The sequence below is a fragment of the Bradyrhizobium arachidis genome, assembly GCF_015291705.1.
In the GTDB taxonomy this organism is placed as follows: Bacteria; Pseudomonadota; Alphaproteobacteria; order Rhizobiales; family Xanthobacteraceae; genus Bradyrhizobium; species Bradyrhizobium arachidis.
The window spans coordinates 8,478,543-8,496,732 of sequence record NZ_CP030050.1; the positions used below are offsets into that span (position 1 = coordinate 8,478,543).

The 18,190-nt window shown below is 65.1% G+C and carries 17 protein-coding genes; 3 read left to right on the forward strand and 14 right to left on the reverse strand.

Translation table 11 applies throughout. The features are described 5' to 3' along the window. The first annotated feature begins 240 nt into the window (after positions 1-240). Positions 241-3,264, forward strand: coding sequence for a tetratricopeptide repeat protein (locus WN72_RS39990; RefSeq protein ID WP_092217644.1), 3,024 nt, complete (start codon positions 241-243; stop codon positions 3,262-3,264). Here the strand turns inward: WN72_RS39990 and WN72_RS39995 are convergent. The 14 genes from WN72_RS39995 to WN72_RS40060 all read right to left on the reverse strand — a co-directional run bounded on the left by WN72_RS39995 (position 3,218) and on the right by WN72_RS40060 (position 15,911). Continuing rightward, on the reverse strand, positions 3,218-4,015 hold the full coding sequence (locus WN72_RS39995) for an adenylate/guanylate cyclase domain-containing protein (protein ID WP_027562615.1): 798 nt from the start codon (positions 4,013-4,015) through the stop codon (positions 3,218-3,220). The genes WN72_RS39990 and WN72_RS39995 overlap by 47 nt on opposite strands. Before the next feature lie 109 nt (positions 4,016-4,124). Beyond that, on the reverse strand, positions 4,125-4,337 hold the full coding sequence (locus WN72_RS40000; RefSeq protein WP_027562614.1) for a hypothetical protein: 213 nt from the start codon (positions 4,335-4,337) through the stop codon (positions 4,125-4,127). Between the two features lies 1 nt (position 4,338). Then, complete coding sequence (locus WN72_RS40005) at positions 4,339-4,563, reverse strand: hypothetical protein (protein WP_051378372.1); 225 nt, start codon at positions 4,561-4,563, stop codon at positions 4,339-4,341. A 524-nt stretch (positions 4,564-5,087) separates the two neighbouring features. Continuing rightward, positions 5,088-6,281, reverse strand: coding sequence for an adenylate/guanylate cyclase domain-containing protein (locus WN72_RS40010; RefSeq protein WP_027562613.1), 1,194 nt, complete (start codon positions 6,279-6,281; stop codon positions 5,088-5,090). Between the two features lie 109 nt (positions 6,282-6,390). Next, positions 6,391-6,975, reverse strand: a complete 585-nt coding sequence (locus tag WN72_RS40015) for a HutD/Ves family protein (protein WP_092217642.1) — start codon at positions 6,973-6,975, stop codon at positions 6,391-6,393. A gap of 92 nt (positions 6,976-7,067) precedes the next feature. Beyond that, positions 7,068-7,643 carry a hypothetical protein gene (locus WN72_RS40020; RefSeq protein WP_092217641.1) on the reverse strand — a complete coding sequence of 192 codons (576 nt, stop codon included), beginning with the start codon at positions 7,641-7,643 and terminating at the stop codon, positions 7,068-7,070. Between the two features lie 12 nt (positions 7,644-7,655). Then, positions 7,656-9,920 carry a xanthine dehydrogenase family protein molybdopterin-binding subunit gene (locus WN72_RS40025; protein WP_092217640.1) on the reverse strand — a complete coding sequence of 755 codons (2,265 nt, stop codon included), beginning with the start codon at positions 9,918-9,920 and terminating at the stop codon, positions 7,656-7,658. Further along, positions 9,917-10,414 carry a (2Fe-2S)-binding protein gene (locus WN72_RS40030; protein WP_092217639.1) on the reverse strand — a complete coding sequence of 166 codons (498 nt, stop codon included), beginning with the start codon at positions 10,412-10,414 and terminating at the stop codon, positions 9,917-9,919. The genes WN72_RS40025 and WN72_RS40030 overlap by 4 nt, the downstream gene beginning before the upstream one ends. A gap of 167 nt (positions 10,415-10,581) precedes the next feature. Further along, positions 10,582-11,733 (reverse strand): ABC transporter substrate-binding protein, encoded by a 1,152-nt coding sequence (locus WN72_RS40035; protein ID WP_092217638.1) that lies wholly within the window; start codon positions 11,731-11,733, stop codon positions 10,582-10,584. 27 nt (positions 11,734-11,760) lie between these two features. After that, complete coding sequence (locus tag WN72_RS40040; RefSeq protein WP_092217637.1) at positions 11,761-12,594, reverse strand: amidohydrolase family protein; 834 nt, start codon at positions 12,592-12,594, stop codon at positions 11,761-11,763. A gap of 25 nt (positions 12,595-12,619) precedes the next feature. Continuing rightward, complete coding sequence (locus WN72_RS40045) at positions 12,620-13,459, reverse strand: shikimate dehydrogenase (protein ID WP_092217704.1); 840 nt, start codon at positions 13,457-13,459, stop codon at positions 12,620-12,622. A gap of 366 nt (positions 13,460-13,825) precedes the next feature. After that, positions 13,826-14,671 (reverse strand): SDR family NAD(P)-dependent oxidoreductase, encoded by an 846-nt coding sequence (locus tag WN72_RS40050; protein WP_027562605.1) that lies wholly within the window; start codon positions 14,669-14,671, stop codon positions 13,826-13,828. Between the two features lie 9 nt (positions 14,672-14,680). Next, complete coding sequence (locus WN72_RS40055) at positions 14,681-15,232, reverse strand: carboxymuconolactone decarboxylase family protein (protein WP_027562604.1); 552 nt, start codon at positions 15,230-15,232, stop codon at positions 14,681-14,683. Further along, the gene (locus WN72_RS40060) at positions 15,210-15,911 is read right to left on the reverse strand and encodes a TetR/AcrR family transcriptional regulator (protein WP_027562698.1); all 702 of its coding nucleotides are present in this window, start codon (positions 15,909-15,911) and stop codon (positions 15,210-15,212) included. The genes WN72_RS40055 and WN72_RS40060 overlap by 23 nt, the downstream gene beginning before the upstream one ends. A 168-nt stretch (positions 15,912-16,079) precedes the next feature. Here WN72_RS40060 and WN72_RS40065 point away from each other — a divergent pair, with 168 nt between their 5' ends. Together WN72_RS40065 and WN72_RS40070 are read left to right on the forward strand one after the other, a co-directional pair. Then, a complete protein-coding gene (locus tag WN72_RS40065; protein ID WP_027562603.1) occupies positions 16,080-17,291 on the forward strand; it encodes an ABC transporter substrate-binding protein in 1,212 nt (403 codons plus the stop codon). 4 nt (positions 17,292-17,295) lie between these two features. Continuing rightward, positions 17,296-18,189: an MBL fold metallo-hydrolase gene (locus tag WN72_RS40070; protein WP_092217636.1), complete on the forward strand. Its 894-nt coding sequence runs from the start codon at positions 17,296-17,298 to the stop codon at positions 18,187-18,189. Position 18,190 lies beyond the last annotated feature (1 nt).

Genomic DNA, 18,190 nt, shown 5'->3' on the forward strand with positions numbered 1-18,190 from the left:
AATGCGAGCCGGAAGGCGGATTCGACGGCCCAGCATCGAACGTGACCAAGAATTCAGTCGGGCCGCTCGTGACCTCTGCTCCGAACAGGGCTGCAGGCGATCACGGAGCGTTCAACCCGCATCAGCTTCACACCAGCTTCGCGCCAGAAACTGCCGCAACGGGACGCTACGGCCGTACTCGGTGGATTCCGCGCACATAGCGCGGTCAGCAATTTTTACCTGGTTCCTTCTGGTCACCACATGAATCGCCAAGAGCGCCGGGCTGCGGCCAAGCAACAGTCCAAAACGGTCGCACCACGAGCCTTGCCGCAGTACTTTGAGGCCTTGAAGCAGGGCCAATCGCTGTTTCATCTCGGCCGCTACGCCGAAGCGCTGGAATGCTTCGACCTGTTCGAGCGGCACAATCCTGGCATCGCGCCGCTGTATCAGACGCGCGGGCTTTGCCTGCAGCGGCTGGGCCGGTTCGCGGAGGCGCAGGCCGATTTCGAGCGGTCGATTGCGCTCGCCCCCCTCGAGGCGGAGACGCACAAGAACCTCGGCACTCTTCATTCGCGGCTGGGCCGAATGGAGCAGGCCTTTGCCTGCATCGATCGCGCAATCGCGCTTCGTCCGAATTTCCCCGCAGCGCTGACCGAAAAGGCGCGGGCGCTGTGGAGCATGCAATTGCTGGACGAAGCTTTCGCGGCACTCGGCGCGGCGCTTTCGGCCGATCCGGTCAATGCGCACACGATCTGGCATCTCGCGCTGCTCCAGATGCTGACCGGAGATTTCGAGCGGGGCCTGTTGGGACGCGAGGCGCGCTGGAAAGCCTCGCTCGGCCTCGTCGATCGCGGCTTTTCCGCACCGCTCTGGCTTGGTGACACGCCGATCGCAGGCAAGACCATGCTGCTGCATGCCGACGAGGGATTCGGCGATTCGATCCAGTTCGCGCGCTATGCGCCGATGGTGGCCGCACTCGGGGCTCAGGTCATCCTGGAGGTGCCGCCGCCGATCCAGCCGCTTCTGCAAGGCATCAGCGGTGTCGCAGCATGTATCGGCCGATCGGCCGCGGCTTCGACCGCGTTCGACCTGCACTGTCCGCTTGGAAGCCTGCCGCTGGCGCTCGCAACGCGGCTCGACACGGTTCCGTTCGCGGACGGTTACCTTCCTGCCCCGCCGGCGGCGCGGGTGAGGGCGTGGGAAGACCGGCTTGGCGCCCGCGATCGCCTCCGCGTCGGCCTCGTCTGGTCGGGCAATCCGGATCACAACAACGATCACAATCGATCGATCGCGTTCAACACGCTCGCGCCCCTGCTCGACTGCGACGTCCAGTTCGTCTCGCTGCAAAAAGGCGTCCGGGATCAGGACCGGGCCTTCCTCGCCGAACGCGGTGATATCGTTGACCTGACGGATCATCTCACGGATTTCAGCGAAACCGCGGCGCTGATCGGCTGTCTCGACCTGGTGATCGCAGTCGACACCAGCGTCGCTCACCTCGCCGGCGCGCTGGGCGCGCCGGTCTGGACTATGCTGCCCTTCAACCCGGACTGGCGCTGGTTGCTCCATCGCGACGACAGCCCGTGGTACCGGTCGATGCGGCTGTTCCGACAGCCGAAGCGGGACGACTGGGCCAGCGTCGTGGACTGCGTTCGACGCGAGCTCGATGGGCTGGTTTCCGAATGGCGGTCGGGAGCACGGCAACTCCAGAGCAAGGCCCCGATCGCCAAACCGCTGGATGCAGTCGTCGCGAACTACCTCGGCCATATGCACCGGCAACACGGGCGCACGGACGAGGCTGTGCTGCACTTCCAGCGGGCATTACAGCTGTATCCGCAATATCTGGAAGCGGCGAACAGCTGCGGACGCCTGTTGTTCAGTCTCGGACGGTATGCGGAAGCGCTCGAATGCCTTGATGTAGCCGGGAAGCCGGACCCAAATTTCGCACTCCTGCATCAAATTCGCGGCGATTGCCTCCAGGAGATGAAGCGGTTCGAGGAAGCGGAGGCCGCCTACGAGATGTCCATTGCGCTCGACCCCAGCCTGGCGGACACGCACAACAAATTTGGCGTGCTTCATGTGAAGCTCGGCCGAATGGACCAGGCCTTGGCGTGTTTCGATCGGGCGCTCGAGCTTCAACCGGCTTTTTCCGGAGCCCTTTCCAACCGGGCCTTGGTATTGCTGAATCTGCAATTGCTGGATGAAGCTTTCGCGACCTTTGGCAGATCGCTGACGGTCGACCCGGGCAATGCGGTGGCGACCTACAATCTTGCGACACTACAGTTGCTGACGGGGGACTTCGAGCAAGGCTGGCTTGGACGCGAAGCGCGCTGGAAACTTCCTGTCGGTTTGCTCAATCGTGGTTTTTCCCAACCTGTTTGGCTTGGCGACCAACCGATCGAAGGCAAGACCATATTGCTTCATGCCGACGAGGGATTCGGCGACGCAATCCAGTTTGCGCGCTATGTCCCCATGGTGGCCGCGCTCGGAGCACGGGTCATCCTGGAGGTCCAGGCTCCGATCCAGCAGCTGCTGGCCGAGGTCTCCGGGGTCGCAATGTGTGTCGGCCGACCGTCCGCGGCGTCGCTGCCGTTCGACCTCCACTGTCCCCTGGGAACCCTGCCGTTGGCGCTCAAGACACGGCTCGATACGATCCCGAGCCCGGAGCCGTACCTTCCTGGGCCCCCCGTGGCGCGCGTGAAAGCGTGGGAAGACCGGCTTGGCGGGCGCGACCGCTTTCGCGTCGGTCTCGTCTGGTCGGGCAATCCGGCGCACAAGAACGATCACGACCGATCGATCACACTCGAGACGCTTGCTCCCCTCCTCGATTGCGACGTTCAGATCGTCAGCTTGCAGAAGGGCCCCCGGGATCGGGACAAGGCCTTCCTCGACGAACGTCCTGATATCGTCGACCTCACGGATCATCTCACGGATTTTTGTGACACGGCGGCGCTGATCGGCTGTCTCGATCTGGTGATTACGGTGGACACCAGCGTCGCTCACCTCGCCGGCGCGCTTGGCGCGCCGGTCTGGACCATGCTGCCTTTCAACCCGGACTGGCGCTGGCTGCTCCACCGCGACGACAGCCCGTGGTACCGCTCGATGCGGCTGTTCCGGCAGCCGAAACGAGACGACTGGGCCAGCGTCGTGGACAGCGTTCGGCGCGAACTGGAGCACCTGGCGTCCGCGTGGCGCAGCCGCGACGTAGCGAACGACGAAGGGCTGGCTGCACGCGCAGCCCTCAGCCCTCCACCCGGTACAGCCGCCACCGCTCCGGCACGCCCTTGAGCTGATGGCTGCCATGATCCCTGAAGCGGATCGTGGACGGCGTCTTCATCAGGTCCTTGACCGCGCTCGACACCAGGACTTCGCCGGCGCGCGCCTTGGCCGCGACGCGCGTGCCGATGTGGAAGGCGAGACCGACCATCTCGCCGCCGCTGATGGTGTACTCGCCGGCATGCAGCCCCACCCTGATCTCGAGGCCCAGCGTGCGCACGGCCCTCTGGATCGCGGTCGCGCAATTGATGCCGGCGGCCGGCGCCTTGAAGGTCGCGAGCACGCCGTCTCCGGTCGTCGTCACCTCCTTGCCGCGCGAGCTCTTCAGCTCCTTGCGCACCGCGGCGTAATAGTGGCCCATCACCTTGGTCCAGCGGGCATCGCCGAGCTTTGCTGCTTTCGCGGTTGAGCCGACGATGTCGACGATCAGGATGGTGGCGAGCGCCTGCTTGAGCTCGGGGCTGGACGCGGCCGATCGGGGACGGTTCGTGATGGACCCGCTGAGCGGCTCATAGCGATGGCTGCGGCGCCGCGCGATCGCGGATTTCGCGTAATCCTGGGCGCGCTCTGCGCTGCCGCAACGGACCGTCTTCTCCTGCGGCGTACGGCTCCAGTAGACCTTGCGCCCCTTGCCAGCGCCGTCCACCTCCACCGCGCCCCATTTCAGGAAGATCATCGAGCCGACGCGCCTGACACACCACGCCTTCGACGTGTACCCGGAGACGTTCGACTGATGGAGACCGATGCGAAGGAATTTTGGCATGACCATGCGGCCGATCGCAGGAACGTCTGGCTGACCTGGGCCAAAACGTAATCGGACATTGCCGCGTTGGCAACGGTGCTTGCCGGCACGCTGCTCGGGTCTCCGCAGCCTAGGCTCCCTTGCCGTCGCCTCGCCCGCCGATCGTGCAGCGCCAGGCGGCCAGGCGTTCGGCCGGGTGCTGCGCCATCCATTCGGCGAGCTGCGGCGCGCCCATCAGGCAGGACTGCATCGTCACATCGGCGAAGTCCGAGGTCGTGACGATCTGTTCATGGCAGTCCGCCGGAGAGGCAAGACGACAGAGCACGGCAATGATCCGGATCATCTCACGCGAGCTCCTTCGACCAGTCGTACCCGCTTCTGGCGGCCGAGCGCGTCACCGGCCGCGCTGCATCGGCGGTCGAAGCCTTTTCGGCGCGGCGCTGATAATCCTCGGCCAGCATCTTCAGCCGTGCCGCAACCGCATCGTCAGTCATGCTGCGGGCCGCGCGGAGCAGGCTCTGCGCCGTTTCCATATATTCCTTGCCTCGTCGTGACATCTGGAGCGTCATGGGATCCTCATAGGGTTTTCTGCAGGCCTGCCGAAGGCGATCGGGAAACGGCCCACCCAGTTTCGATCATCCTGACGGCGCGCCGCGAAACGTTCGACGCACCTCTTCGAGCAAAGAGGCCTGTGCCACGCGTAGTACCGGACGAGGCCGAATTTGCCGTCGCAGACTGCGCATCGCCCGGTTCGACTGTGAAGGGTTTCGGAGCAGGTTGGCATTGAAGCCTCCTCTGTTGTCACGCCGGATGTCGCCAACGAAACCACCTTAGGAGTCCTGCGCGGCAATCTCTTTCAACCGGGCCTCTCCATTTGCCCATCCGCACGACGTGCCGCCTCGCTGATGAAGGGCGAGCCGTGCAAGCGTGCGTTTGCGCAACCGGCAGAGCAGAAAACGCCCGGCGTCCGGATTTTCGTTCGATCTCGGAAAATGCCGCGACAAGGCAGGCCTGATCGCGGGCGCAGGCATTCAAGCCGGCCCTGACCGAACATGAAGATAAGTGAACGAGGACCGGCCCGACCTCGCGCGTGTCAGCCGGGAAACGCGAACAGCTCGATCGGATCGCTGAAGCCGCGCACCTCGTATTTGCCGACGCGCTCCAGCTCGAATTTCGGCTGGACCAGCTCGGCGAAGTCGCGCGAGAGCAGCACGCTTCGCCCGATCTGCTTGGTCAGCGCTTCCAGGCGCGAGGCCATGTTGACGGCGGGGCCGATCACGGTGAAGTCGAGCCGGCTCATTGATCCGATATTGCCGTACATGACATCGCCGACATGGACGCCGATACCGTAGTTCAGCGGCGCGCGGCCGGTGCCGTTGTTGCGCGCGTTCAGCGCGGCCATGGCGTCGCGGGCTTCGTTGACGGCATGCAGCAGGTTGGCGCAGGCACCAGGCTGGCTGAGCGGGAAGATCGCGAGCAGGCCGTCGCCGATGAATTTCAGGATCTCGCCGCCGTGCTTGGCGATCGGCTCGGACATCGCGTCGAAATAATCGTTGAGGAGGTCGATGACGTCGTCGCGCGGCCAATTGTCGGAGATCTTGGTGAAATCCCGCAAGTCGCAGATCATGATCGCGGCGCGCACCGTGGTGCCGGTGCCGCGCCTGGTGGCACCGGCAAGGATCAGCTCGCCGGCATGGGAACCGACATAGGTCTCGAGCAGCGTTCGCGCCAGGCGGTTCTTGATGCGGATCTCGCTGACCAGCGCCAGCACCGGCAACACATTCTTCAAGGCCGCGACATGCGCGTCGTCGAATCCGCCGGGCCGGTCGGTCGCGAAGGTGACGAAATGTCGCTTGCCAAGGGTGTGATGGAGCGGCCAGACGACATAATCGGTCAGGCCCTTCGCGCGCATCTCGTCATAGATCGCATGCTTGCGGCCGAGCGACGGATCGCCCTCGAGCCTTTCGCGTAGCTCGGTCGCGCCGTCGATCATTTCATTGATGGGGCTACCGATGAACTCGGATCGCTCGACGACGTCGAAGTCCACCCGCGTGATCGTCGCCTCACGCATGCCGTCCGACCACAGGAAGCCGGCGCCGAGCCATTGCGGATGCTGGATCCGGACGTGCATCGTCGCCCGCTTGAGCGGAATGCCCGCCTGCTGCAGGCGGATGCACATCTCGGCGAAGATGTTGTCGATAAAGCGCTGGTCGCGCGTGCCGTTGATCAGCCAGTCGACGACGCCGTCGGACAGCGTGGCGGAGGGTTTTGTGTCTGGCGCGCTCATATCCTGCCCTTCGCGGCGATCCTGCATCAGGGCAGATATCGTGCTCCGGCGACGCGGCGTCAACCTGGCCAGTTGCGTAGATTGTACGCAGCGGCCGGGGGCTGGCCGTTCAGCCGACGAGCTGGATCGACGCCAGCACCGCAAGTCCCGACACGAAGGCCAGCCCGGCCGCCCCGGTCAGCTCGACCTTCAGCGTGCAACCGCCGGGGATGACAAAATCCTCGCTATTGAGGCGAATGCCGCAATCGCCGGAAACCGCGTAAACCAGATGCGTGCCGGCGGCAAGCTCGCGTTCGCCGGGTTCCCTGAGCGCCACAAGCGCGATCTCCGCCGCACCGCGCCGCGCCATCAGATTGACGACTTCGACGGGCCCTGCCTCGAGCGCGGTGACGATCTCGAGCTCACCGGCGAAGCGCACGGTCGTGAAGGGTTCACGCTCGTCGAACTCCTGCCCCGGTGCTTTCAGCACCAGGCCGCGTCCGGCGACCACCATCTGCAAGCGGTCGATGCCGGGCATGTAGGAGAAGGGACCGGGCGCCACGATCGGCGTCGAGGCGAAGCGCCACAGCAGGCTGCTCCAATCCTTCACCGGCGCGTCGGTGCGGTGCGCCCCCGCGATGTCGGTGAAGATGCCGCCGCCGTTCTTCCAGGGCGAGCGGGTATAGTCTTCGGAGGTCAGCAGCGTGGTTTTCATGGGGTGAAGCTGTCTTGGAAAAGCGGGTAAGCCGATGTCATCCGCGCACCATGCGCGGTGAAACTCTCAACCCGCTATAGGCGCAACTCGCTCTACGGACAAGGCGCGCCTGCGCTGCCCCACTCCTCGATGAGCTTGCCGAGCTGCTCCGCCGAATAAGGCGGCCGTCGCTCCCGCTCCACCGTCCATGCCCAGCGCACCAGAGGCTCGGTCGTGACGTGATCAATGAGCTTGGCGATCGTCTCGCGATGGCCGTTGCTCTCGGGGTCCTTGAATTGCTTGCAGATCTCGGCACTCGACTTGCCGAACCACTGCATCTTGACCGGCGCGAGCTGCCACTCCGCCTCGCCCTTTGGGCTCGTGGCCCCCGGCGGACCGTGCGGCGTCGAAGAGTTTTGCTTCGAGTGGCACGTCGTGCAGGCGAGATAGTTGATGCCGTCGTCGCCGCCTTCGGCACTGATGCGCATGCCGTGCGGCCGCGGCGTGGCTCCGTATTCAGGCCCGGACCACATCGGCACACGATCGGGTCCGACGTGACAATTGGCGCAGCGCGGGTGCGAGAAGACCTCGTGGATCTTGCCCCAAAGCGCGAGGCCGGGCGCGGACTCCTCGGCCAGCGCCTGCGCGGGACCCGCAACGAGCAGGATGGCGAGCGCATAGCGGATCATCGGCCCCTCCCCTCAGACGAACCTGATGTTCGGATGCCTGATCAGCGGCAGCTCGTACGCCCGGTTATTGGTCGCGGCGAAGATGGCGTTGGCGAGCGCGGGCGCAGCCGGCGGAACGGCCGGCTCGCCGATGCCGCGGATGTGTTCGAGGCCGGTGTTTTCCAGCGGCCTGACCTCGATCTGCGGCGCCTGATAGAGGCGCATGCCTTCATATTGGTGGTAGTTCGTCTGCATCGCCTGGCCGTCCTCATAGGTCAGCTCGGCATTCATGGCGTGGCCGAGCGCCCAGATCACGGCGCCCTCGACCTGGTTCTTCAGATTGTCGGGGTCGAGCACCTTGCCGACTTCGGCGGCGACGAAGACGCGCCTGATCGCGATGGCATCGCCAACCTTCTCGACCTCGACCACTTCGGCGACGGGCACGCCGAAGGACAGCGTGAAGGCGAGCCCGCGGGCGCGGTTGGCGCCGGGATTGCTGCCCCAGTTCGACATCTCGCCGACGGCCTTCAGCACTTTGTAGGATGGCTCGTACACAGGATTGTTCGCGCACAGCCGCAGCCGCTCCTCCAGCGGATCAGCGCCCGCGGCATGGATCAGCTCGTCGAGGAAGCACTCGTGCATGAAGGCGTTGCCGGAGGCACCGACCGAGCGCCAGGAGCTGACCGGCACCAGCTCTGGCACGCGATAGCCTCTCACACGGTAATTCGGAATCGCGAACGGCTGATCCCAGGCGCCCGCCACGATCGCCGCATCGGGCAAAGGAAACGGCAGGTTCAGCCGGCTGAATTGCGAGGCGTTCACGGACGGCGCGGCGATGGCGAGATCATAGGCCTCGACCTGGCGATTCTTCACCGTCCCGCGCATGCGCGCGACGGCGAGCGGCCGCGGGAGGTCGTGGGTCATGTCCTCCTCGCGCGTCCATGTCATCTTGATTGGCGGCCCCTGATAGGCCATCGCGAGCTCAATGCTCTGGCGCACATAATCGTCCTCGAGGCGGCGGCCGAAGCTGCCGCCGCAGAGCTGCGCGTGAACGTGAATGTCGTCTTCCGGCAGCCCGGTCATCTCCCGCGCGGTCTTGACCAGGAACGCCGGAATCTGCGTCCCCGTCCAGATGTCGAGGCGACCGTCCCTGAGCTGGACCACGGCATTCATCGGCTCGAGCGGGGCGTGGGCGAGATAGGGCACGCGGTATTCGGCCTCGATCGGCTTGACGGCGGCGAAAGCAGCATCGACGTTGCCGTCGTTCCTGGAGATGATCAGGCGGCACTCCGGGACGAAGGACGCCCGCACCGCATCGAACATCGCCGCGCTGCTGGCCGGATAGGGCGCGTTACCCCAACGGCATTCGATCTGCCTCGCGGCCTCGAACGCGCGCCAGGTGTTGTCGGCGATGACGCCGACGCCGCCCTTGACCGGCACGATCTTCAGCACGCCCCTCGCCTTCAGGGCCTTCGAATCGTCATAGCTGCGCAGGACGCCGCCGAGGCGCGGATTGGTGCAGACCGTGGCGTAGACCATGCCGGGCAGGCGGATGTCGATACCGAAGGTCGCGGTGCCCATGCACTTGGCCATCATGTCGATCCGCTGCGTGGGCTTGCCAAGATAGCGCCAATCCTTCGGATCCTTCGGTACGATGCCGGACGGCACCTCGATCGTCGCCGCCGTCTCCGCGAGAGACGCGTAGCTGAGCGCGCTTCCGTCCGGCAGGATCACCGCGCTGTCCCGTGTCACGAGCTTGCTCCTCGCTACGCCGGTCTGTTTCTCGGCCGCAAGCAGCAGCACCTCGCGCGCGGTCGCGCCGGCCACACGCAGCTTCTGACAAGCGTCGGCGACGGTGGAAGAGCCACCCGTCAGTTCGAGACCCAGGATCTTGCCGGCACCCTGGCCAATGATCTCCGCAACGGAATTGAAATGCCCGAGCACCGAGAACGGCACGCCCTCCCGGACGACCGTGGTGTTGGCGTAGACCGAGCTCGGCGCGCCCGGATCGACCTTGATGTCGTTCCAGGCGATGTCCAGCTCCTCGGCAAGCAGCGCCGCCTGCACCGAATAGGCGCCTTGGCCGAGATCGGCGCGCGGCGTGATGAGGGTGACGCCGCTCTGGTCGATCCGCACATAGGGCGTCAGCATGTGCTCGCCCTTTTTGAGGCCGTTCGTGAGGCGCCGGTTCACGCGGAATGGCTCGGTATAGTAGAAGCCGAACACGAGGCCGCCCGCCACGCCGGCCGCTCCGAGCAGTGCAAGGCGCCGCGAGATCGTACCGCGCGCGCGCTTCACGACTTTTGTCCTTGCAGCCGAGCGGCAGCGGTCCTGATCGCCGCGCGGATGCGCGTGTAGGTGCCGCAGCGGCACAGATTGGCCGACATCACGTGATCGACCGTCACGTCGAAATCTTTTTCGGCGAGCGGCGGATTGCCTTCGACCAGCCTGGCCTGCAGCAGGGCGGCCGCGGCCATGATCTGCCCGGGCTGGCAATAGCCGCATTGCGCCACCTGATGCTCGATCCACGCCGCCTGCACCGCGTGAAAGGCCTGCGTGTCCAGCCCGGCGATCGTGGTGATCTCGGCGTCGTCCTTGACGTCGCCGACCCTGAGCGAGCACGACCGCACCGGCCGGCCACCGACATGCACCGTGCAGGCGCCGCACATCGCAATGCCGCAGCCATATTTCGGGCCGGTTTTGCCGAGCTCGTCGCGCAGCCACCACAACAGCGGCATGTCGCCCTCGACATTCACATCATGCGGCTTTCCGTCCACCTTCAGCTGGCGCATGACCGCTCCGGAAAACAGATGGTTCTGACGAAATCAATCGCCGGCTAACCGGCGTAGCTCAACTTCAGGCTTCAATATGCGGGGCATTATCGCGCGGGATGGACTCCCTGGCAAGACGTGGCTTGGTGGTCTTTCACGCTGAATTCACGCGAGGTGCGGGGCGCGGCTCACTCCTTCCCGCCCTTCAGCTTCGGCAGGGTCTCGACGATCTTCTGCTTGCCGTCGACGATCTCGGCGAGGAAGCTGGCGCGGTCGATGTCGCCGTTCTGGTCCCAGCTTGCCTCCATCAGCATGCCCGGCGCCTTGTCGGGCGTCAGCGTCAGGCCCTTCATTGCAGCGCCAAAGGCCTTTCTGTCGAACTTGCCGATCTTCTCGGTGACGTATTTGACGAGATAGACAGCGGTGTAGCCCTTGATGCCGTTGTGGTCGGGCCGGTATTTGAAGCGCTCGGTGAATTTCTTGGTGAACTCCTCGATCGCCGGCACCGGCGCGTCGGCGGACAGGCCGACATGGCCGCGCACGCCGTTGGCGGCGGGACCGGCGAGCTCGACCACCTTCTGGCTCAGCAGCGTGGTCTCGCCGAACAGCGGCGTCGACAGACCCTGCCGCTTGGCCTCGATCAGGAAGCGCGCGCTCTCCTCCTCGTTGGTGTAGACGAACACGGCATCCGCCTTGGCGCCCTTCAGCTTGATGACGTCGGAGCCGAAATCGACCTGGCCCTGCTCGGTCGAGATATCGGCCGCGACCTCGACATTGCGCGCCTTCATCTCCTTCAAAAAGTTGTCGCGGCCGCCCTTGCCGAAGTCATTGTTGACCCAGACCAGCGCCACCGACTTCACCTTGAGCCTGTCGTGCAGATAGTTGGCGATCTTCGGCATCGAGAATTGCTGGCCGAAAGCGGTGCGGAACACCCAGGGGTTGCCCTGCGTGGTGATGTCGGCGGCCTCGGCACCGACGATCTGCGGGATCTCGGCTTGTTGCGTCAGCGCCATGTTGACCTTGACCGAGCCGGAATAGATCGGCCCGAGCACGATGTAAGGGTCCTTGTCGAGGACCTTCTGCACCTGCGCGCGCGAGATGCCGGGATTGCTCTGGGTGTCCAAATGCTCGGTCTGGATCTTGCGGCCGAGAATGCCGCCCGCATTGTTGATCTCGTCGATCGCGAGCGCGACGCCGTCGCGCCAGTTGGTGCCGGAGACCGCGCCGGGGCCGGAGAGCTCGATGACGTCGGGGATGTAGACCGTGCTCTGTGCCTGCGCGGCACCGGTGCCCAGCGCCGCCGCGATCGCGACGGCGAATGTCCCTAAAAGATTCCTCATGATGTTCTCCTCCCCTTCGCCTTCTTTTTATGATCCGTCGAAGCCGAGCAGTTTCGCCGGCGTTCGCCACAGCAGGCGATGCTGGTCGCTCGCGTCCGGAAACAGTCTTGGCAGCACCGCGAGCAGCGGGCCGTAATCGAGCCGTTCGGTTGCGCGCAGGAACGGATAGTCCGATCCCCAGACGCAGCGGTCGAGGGTGAAGGCCTCGACCAGTGCAGCGATAAACGGCCAGGTGTCCTCATAGGGATGCGGCAGCTGCGAGAACTTGTAATAGCCCGACAGCTTCACATGCGCGTCGCGCTCGCGGCCGATCGCCAGCAGCGTCTGGAAGGCCTTGCCTTGTGACCCTTGCGCGACCGAGGGCCGCCCGCAATGGTCGAACACCAGGCGCACATTCGACTTTTCAATGAGCGGCAGCAAGGCGAGCAACTGGTCGTGCTCGACCTGGATCTGAAGAAACAGGTCGAGGCTGACCAACTTCTCCAGCAGCGGCGCGGCCTTGAGATAATAGTCGGCGCCGTGGAACGGCACGTTGAAGGCGATGCCGATGACGCCGGCGGCCTTCAACCGTTCGAGCTCCTTGATATCGACGTCGTTCTCGACGACGGCGACGCCTTTGAAGCGGCCGCCGCCCTGCTTCAAGGTGTCGAGCAGGATGCGGCTGTCGCTGCCGTAGCCGGTGTTGGTGGCGACGACCAGCGCGTGCCTGACATCAAAGGCATCGAACACGCGGAGAAGCTGCGCCGCGGGTGCGATCTCCTGCCCGCTCGGCCGGTACGGCGTGTCGTCCGAATAGGGAAAGCGGACGGGATCGATGGCGTGGATGTGGCAATCGATCCTGGGGAACGCCGGCAGTGTCATGGCGCAAAACTCCCCGGCACGCAGGTTAGAACGTTGCCTCGATCGCCTTGATCAGCTCGGGCGTCACGTCGGGCATGACACCGAACCAGGCCTTGAAGGCGAGCCGGGCCTGGTTGAGCAAGAGGCCGAGCCCGTTCACGGTGACGCAGCCGCGCGCGCGGGCCTCGGCCAGGAACGGCGTCTCGAGCGGGGTGTAAATGAGATCGGCGGTGAGTGTCGTAGGATTCAGGCGCGACAGGTCGATCTCGAGCGCGCTCTTGCCGACCATGCCGCGGTCGGTGCAGTTGACGAGCAGTGCGACATCGCCGAGCGCGGCGGCGCGATCATCCCACGCAATGGTGCTGACGGCGGCGCCGAATTCCCTGGCGATCGCCTCCGCCTTCTCGGCCGTGCGATTGGCGATGCGGATCTCGCGCGCGCCGTTCTCCAGCAGTGCCACGACCACCGCGCGCGAGGCGCCGCCCGCGCCCAGCAGCAGGATCGGCCCGGCATCGCCGCGCCAGTCCGCCCTGGCATCGCGCAGGCTCTGCACAAAGCCGTTGCCGTCATTGTTGAACCCGGACAGCGTGCCGTCCTGCTCGACCACGATGGTGTTGACCGCGCCGATGCGCTTTGCCGTTTCGTTGACGCGGGCGAGCAGCGGCATCGCCGTCTGCTTGTGCGGCATGGTGACGTTGCAGCCGCGGAAGCCGAGCGCAATCAGCCCATCGAGCGCATCCCCGAGCCGCTCCGGCTTGACCGCGAGCGGCACATAGCTGCCGCGGATGCCGTGGGCCTTCAGCCAGTAATTGTGAATGACCGGCGAGCGCGAGTGCGCGACCGGCATGCCGATCACACCTGCCAGTCCAAAACCATCCTGCGACATGCCTGCGCTTCCCGTCCTCGTCACGCGACCATTTTCTTTGGTCATTCGTCCAAGACAATTAGAGGGAATGGCTAGCAGGCGCAATGTGAATCTGGGGTGGCGCGGCACCTACACCCAGCGACGTCATCTTGAGGTGCGCGCTTTTGCGCGCCTCGAAGGATGGGCTGCGAGCGCGCCTGTGGCCCATCCTTCGAGGCTTCACCTTGCGATGCGGGTGCATCGCAAGGTGAGCACCTCGGGATGAGGTCGGGTGATTGTGGCGACGATTGAAATTCGTCATGCCCGGGCTTGACCCGGGCATCCACGTTCTTGGTGCTGCGAATAAGTCGTGGATGGCCGGGTCAAGCCCGGCCATGACGATAAGAGCTACATCCCGCTCAGGCCGCTATCCACCGCGAGCGTCTGCGCGGTGACGTAGACGCTTTCGTCCGACAGGAAGAACAGCACGGCGTAGGCGATCTCCCAGGCAGTCGCCTGACGGCCGAACGGGACGTGGCCCTTGCCGCGGTTGGGGCGCCCGGCGCCGGCTTCGCGGCCGTTGGGGGTGTCAACGAGGCCGGGATAGACGAGATTGGCGCGGATGCCGCGGCGCGCGCCGAGATGGGCGATGTTGCGCATGAGGCCGCCGAGCGCTGCTTTGGATGAATCGTAGACCGCCATCTGCGATCCCGCCTTCAGCGCGGCGATGGAGGAGATGAAGACGACCGAGCCGCCGTTGTCGAACTTGGGCATCGCGGCGCGGCAGCACAGCATGGGACCGCGGACGTTGACGTCGTAGATCCTGTTCCACTCCTCTGGGCTGACATTATCGAGCCCCGTTTTGCCGAAGGTGCCGATGTTCAGCACCATGCCGTCGAGGCCGCCCATGGCGCGGTGCGCTTCCTCGATCATCCGCGTCACGTCGGCTTCGCTCGTGACGTCGGCCGTGATGGCAAAGCCCTCGCCGCCTTCATCGGTGATGTGCTTGACGGTCTGCTGCGCGGAGGTGCGGTTGAGGTCGGCAACCGCGACTTTCGCGCCCTCGCGCGCGCACAGAATGCTCATGGCGCGGCCGTTGCCGATCGGATCCGTGGCCGCGTCGAACACTCGCTGGCCGCCACCGACGATCAGGATGCGGCGGCTCTTCAGGCGGCCTCTGCCCGGCGCTTCGCCCAACGACTCCGCGCTCGGCGGACGAACGTAGCGCTCCGGCTTGCTCTCGGTCTCGCTCATCCCAGCCGCCTATTTCTTGCCGCCGTCATAGACCTTCATGCCGGCCGCGGGATCGAGATCGGTTTCGGTGGCCTCGGTGAGCCGCGCCATCATCATGTAGAAGCCGAGCGCGACGATGGCTTCGACGATCTCCTGGTCACTGAAATGCGCGCGAGCAGCCGCGAAGGTCGCTTCGGGCACGCGGACATTCTCGACCACCTCGCGGCCAAACTTCAGCAGCACGCGCTCGGCCTCGTTCAATGCGGCCGCGTCGTAGTCGCTCCGCTCGACCGCATCGACCTGCGCCTGCGTACAGCCGACGCCGAGCGCGATCGGCACGTGCTGGCGCCATTCATAGGCGCCGCCTTCGAGCTGCGCGGCCTGGAGGATCAGCAGTTCGCGGTTGACCGCGCTGAGCTTCTGCTTGTGCAGGATCGAATTGCCGAGCCGCATTGCCGGGATCATGTTGGCCTCGGCATGGGCCATCATGCGGAAGATGTTGAGCTTGACCGGCATGCGGTCGAACGAGGCGCGGATGTCGCCGCTCGTCGTCTCCGGATCAATCAGGGGCAGCCTTGCCACGCGCCTCTCCCTTTGTTTTTCGTTTCTTGTTGTCGTCGTTGCCACCGTCCGCCGAAATCAGCGACAGGAAGAAGGCGAGATAGCGGTCGATCGCCTCGATCACCTTCGACCGCGGCGACGGCGCTGCGCCCATCACGTAGTGCTCGAGGCGGATGTAGATGAGACCGGCCGCGAACAGCCGTGCGGTCTCGCGCGGATCGGTGGTCGAGACCAGGCCGGCGAGCGCAAAGCCGCGAAAATAGTCCGTCATCATGCTCTGCTCGCGCGCGTAGAAATGATCGGCGAATTTGGCGCGGATGCCGGGCACGCGGTTGCGTTCGGCGGTGATCACCTTCTGGAACTGGTGCTCGCGCGGGTCGGACCATTGCTCGACGAGGTCGAGCGCGAACTGCCGGCAGAACGCAGCGGGCTGGCGCGCGAGCTGCTTGTAGCGCGGCTCCTCCAGCCGGCTCGCTGAGCTTGCGGGGCCGTGCTCGCTGACGATCGCTTCCAGGATCGCGGCCTTGCCCGAAAAATGATTGTAGAGGCTGCTCTCGCGGATGCCGACGCGGCGGGCGAGCTCGCGCATCGAGGCGCCGCCATAGCCGCTCTGCGCGAACAAATTCAGCGCTTCAGACAGGATGCGCTCGCGGGTCGTGGGCGCAGCCGCTTCCGCCGCGCTGGAGGTGTGGACAGCCATGACGGCTTGACTAACGAACGATCGTTCGCTAGTCAACCGTGCGAACGATCGTTCGTTTCGCCAGTCTGGCGGCAACGGTCGCGGCCCGCAAGTCTACTTCGGGCGCTGTTCTCGCGTTTCAACTCCGCACCAATGAGAGGCGGAGAGCAAATTTGGGGAGACGACGTCATGGCGCGCTTTGCCCGCCTTCGCTTGTCCGCGGCCTGCATCCTGTTGCCGCTGCTCGCGGCCAGCACCGCGTCTGCTCAAACCGCGAAATACGATCCCGGCGCCGACGACAAGACCATCAAGATCGGCACCACCGCACCGCTGAGCGGCCCGGTGTCGGCCTTCGCCCAGATCGCAAAATCCGCCGAAGCCTATTTCCGCAAGGTGAACGACGACGGCGGCGTCAACGGGCGGCGCATCCAGATGATCATTGCGGATGATGCCTACAGCCCGCCGAAGACGGTGGAGCAGACGCGCAAGCTAGTCGAGAGCGACGAGGTGCTGCTGATCTTCGGCGGCGTCGGCACGCCGACCAACAGCGCCGTGCACAAATATCTCAACGACCGCAAGGTGCCGCAGCTCTTCCTCGGCTCGGGCGCGGCGAAGTGGGACGACCCGAAGAATTTCCCCTGGACCGTCGGCTGGCAGCCGACCTATCGCGACGAGGCGATCGCCTACGCCAGATACATCAAGGCGAGCCACGCCACTGCGAAGATCGGCGTGCTCTACCAGAACGACGATCTCGGCAAGGACTATCTGAAGGCGCTGGAAGAAGGGCTCGGCGGCGGCGAGGCCATCGTCGCGCGCGCGGCTTACGAGACCTCGGCACCGACGGTCGACACCCAGATCCTGCAACTGAAGACCGCGGGCGCCGATGTGGTGCTGGTGGCGGCGACGCCGAAATTTGCGGCGCAGGCGATCCGCAAGATCGGCGAGATCGGCTGGAAGCCCACGACCATCATCTCCAACGTCTCCGCCTCGATCAGCGGCGTGCTGGAGCCGGCCGGCAAGGACAATGCCACCGGTGTCATCTCCAGCCAGTACCTGAAGGACGCGACCGATCCGGCAAACAAGGATGACCCCGGCTACAGGGAATGGCTGGCGTTCATGGACAAGTACCTGCCGGACGCCAACAAGAGCGACTGGCTCAATGTCTATGGCTACACCATCGCCCAGACGCTGGTGACGGTGCTGAAGGCCTCCGGCAACGACCTCACCCGCGCCAATGTGATGAAGCAGGCGACGTCACTCAAGGACGTGCACCTGCCGATGCTGATCAACGGCACCGCCGTGAACAACTCGCCGGAGCGCTATACACCGATGACGAGCCTGCAGCTGATCCGTTTCGACGGCTCGCGCTGGGTGCCGTTCGGCGACCTCCTGAAGAATTGAGCCGATGCGGCAGGTGACAATCGGCAGCATGCGGGTGGATCTCGTCAGCGAGATCCCTTCGCTCGCCTTCGACAAGACATGGCTGTTCGCCAACGTCACCGACGAGGTGATCGCCGAGAACCGGAGTTGGCTCGACCACCGCTATATCGAGCCGGAGACCGGCCGCTTCATCCTCAGCCATCACTCCTATCTCGTGCGCACGCCGCGCTGGACCGCCATCGTCGACACCTGCTGCGGCAATCACAAGCACCGGCCCCGCGTGCCGGCGTGGAACAATCTGAACCAGCCTTACCTGGAGAACATGCAGGCGCTGGGCGTGAAGCCCGGAGAGGTCGACTTCGTGATGTGCACGCATCTGCATGTCGATCACGTCGGCTGGAACACGCGCCTCCTCGACGGGCGCTGGGTGCCGACCTTCCCCAATGCGCGCTACCTGATTGGCCGCGAGGAGTACCGGCATTTCGAGGCCGCGCACAATGCCGCGCCGAAGAGCCCGGTGAACCATGGCTCGTTCGAGGATTCCGTGCTGCCGGTGGTCGCCGCAGGCCTTGCCGAGCTGGTCGAGACCGATCATCGCCTGTTTGGGGATCGCGACGCCGCCCTGCGCTTCGCGCCGGCGCCGGGCCACACCGCCGGCAATATGCAGATCCATCTCAATGGCGGCCATGATCACGCGGTGATGTCCGGCGACGTCATCCATCATCCGATCCAGTGCGCGGCGCCGTGGCTGTCGAACGCCGCCGATGTCGATCCGGCTGCCGCGGTCGCGACGCGGATGGCGCTGCTCGAAGAGCTTGCGGACACGCCGAGCTATCTGCTCACCGGCCATTTTCCGGCCCCGACCGCGGGCCGTGTGATCAGGCACGGCGATGCCTACAGATTTCGTTTCGAGGATTAGG

Excerpts from the sequence above, each read along its gene's own strand:
- WN72_RS40040 (WP_092217637.1), bottom strand. The coding sequence starts at position 12,594 with ATGACACTGCCGGCGTTCCCCAGGATCGATTGCCACATCCACGCCATC.
- WN72_RS40020 (WP_092217641.1), bottom strand. The coding sequence starts at position 7,643 with ATGATCCGCTATGCGCTCGCCATCCTGCTCGTTGCGGGTCCCGCGCAG.
- WN72_RS40000 (WP_027562614.1), bottom strand. The coding sequence starts at position 4,337 with ATGATCCGGATCATTGCCGTGCTCTGTCGTCTTGCCTCTCCGGCGGAC.
- WN72_RS40015 (WP_092217642.1), bottom strand. The coding sequence starts at position 6,975 with ATGAAAACCACGCTGCTGACCTCCGAAGACTATACCCGCTCGCCCTGG.
- WN72_RS40050 (WP_027562605.1), bottom strand. The coding sequence starts at position 14,671 with ATGAGCGAGACCGAGAGCAAGCCGGAGCGCTACGTTCGTCCGCCGAGC.
- WN72_RS40030 (WP_092217639.1), bottom strand. The coding sequence starts at position 10,414 with ATGCGCCAGCTGAAGGTGGACGGAAAGCCGCATGATGTGAATGTCGAG.
- WN72_RS40070 (WP_092217636.1), top strand. The coding sequence starts at position 17,296 with ATGCGGCAGGTGACAATCGGCAGCATGCGGGTGGATCTCGTCAGCGAG.
- WN72_RS40010 (WP_027562613.1), bottom strand. The coding sequence starts at position 6,281 with ATGAGCGCGCCAGACACAAAACCCTCCGCCACGCTGTCCGACGGCGTC.
- WN72_RS40045 (WP_092217704.1), bottom strand. The coding sequence starts at position 13,459 with ATGTCGCAGGATGGTTTTGGACTGGCAGGTGTGATCGGCATGCCGGTC.
- WN72_RS40035 (WP_092217638.1), bottom strand. The coding sequence starts at position 11,733 with ATGAGGAATCTTTTAGGGACATTCGCCGTCGCGATCGCGGCGGCGCTG.
- WN72_RS39995 (WP_027562615.1), bottom strand. The coding sequence starts at position 4,015 with ATGCCAAAATTCCTTCGCATCGGTCTCCATCAGTCGAACGTCTCCGGG.
- WN72_RS40060 (WP_027562698.1), bottom strand. The coding sequence starts at position 15,911 with ATGGCTGTCCACACCTCCAGCGCGGCGGAAGCGGCTGCGCCCACGACC.
- WN72_RS40005 (WP_051378372.1), bottom strand. The coding sequence starts at position 4,563 with ATGACGCTCCAGATGTCACGACGAGGCAAGGAATATATGGAAACGGCG.
- WN72_RS39990 (WP_092217644.1), top strand. The coding sequence starts at position 241 with ATGAATCGCCAAGAGCGCCGGGCTGCGGCCAAGCAACAGTCCAAAACG.
- WN72_RS40065 (WP_027562603.1), top strand. The coding sequence starts at position 16,080 with ATGGCGCGCTTTGCCCGCCTTCGCTTGTCCGCGGCCTGCATCCTGTTG.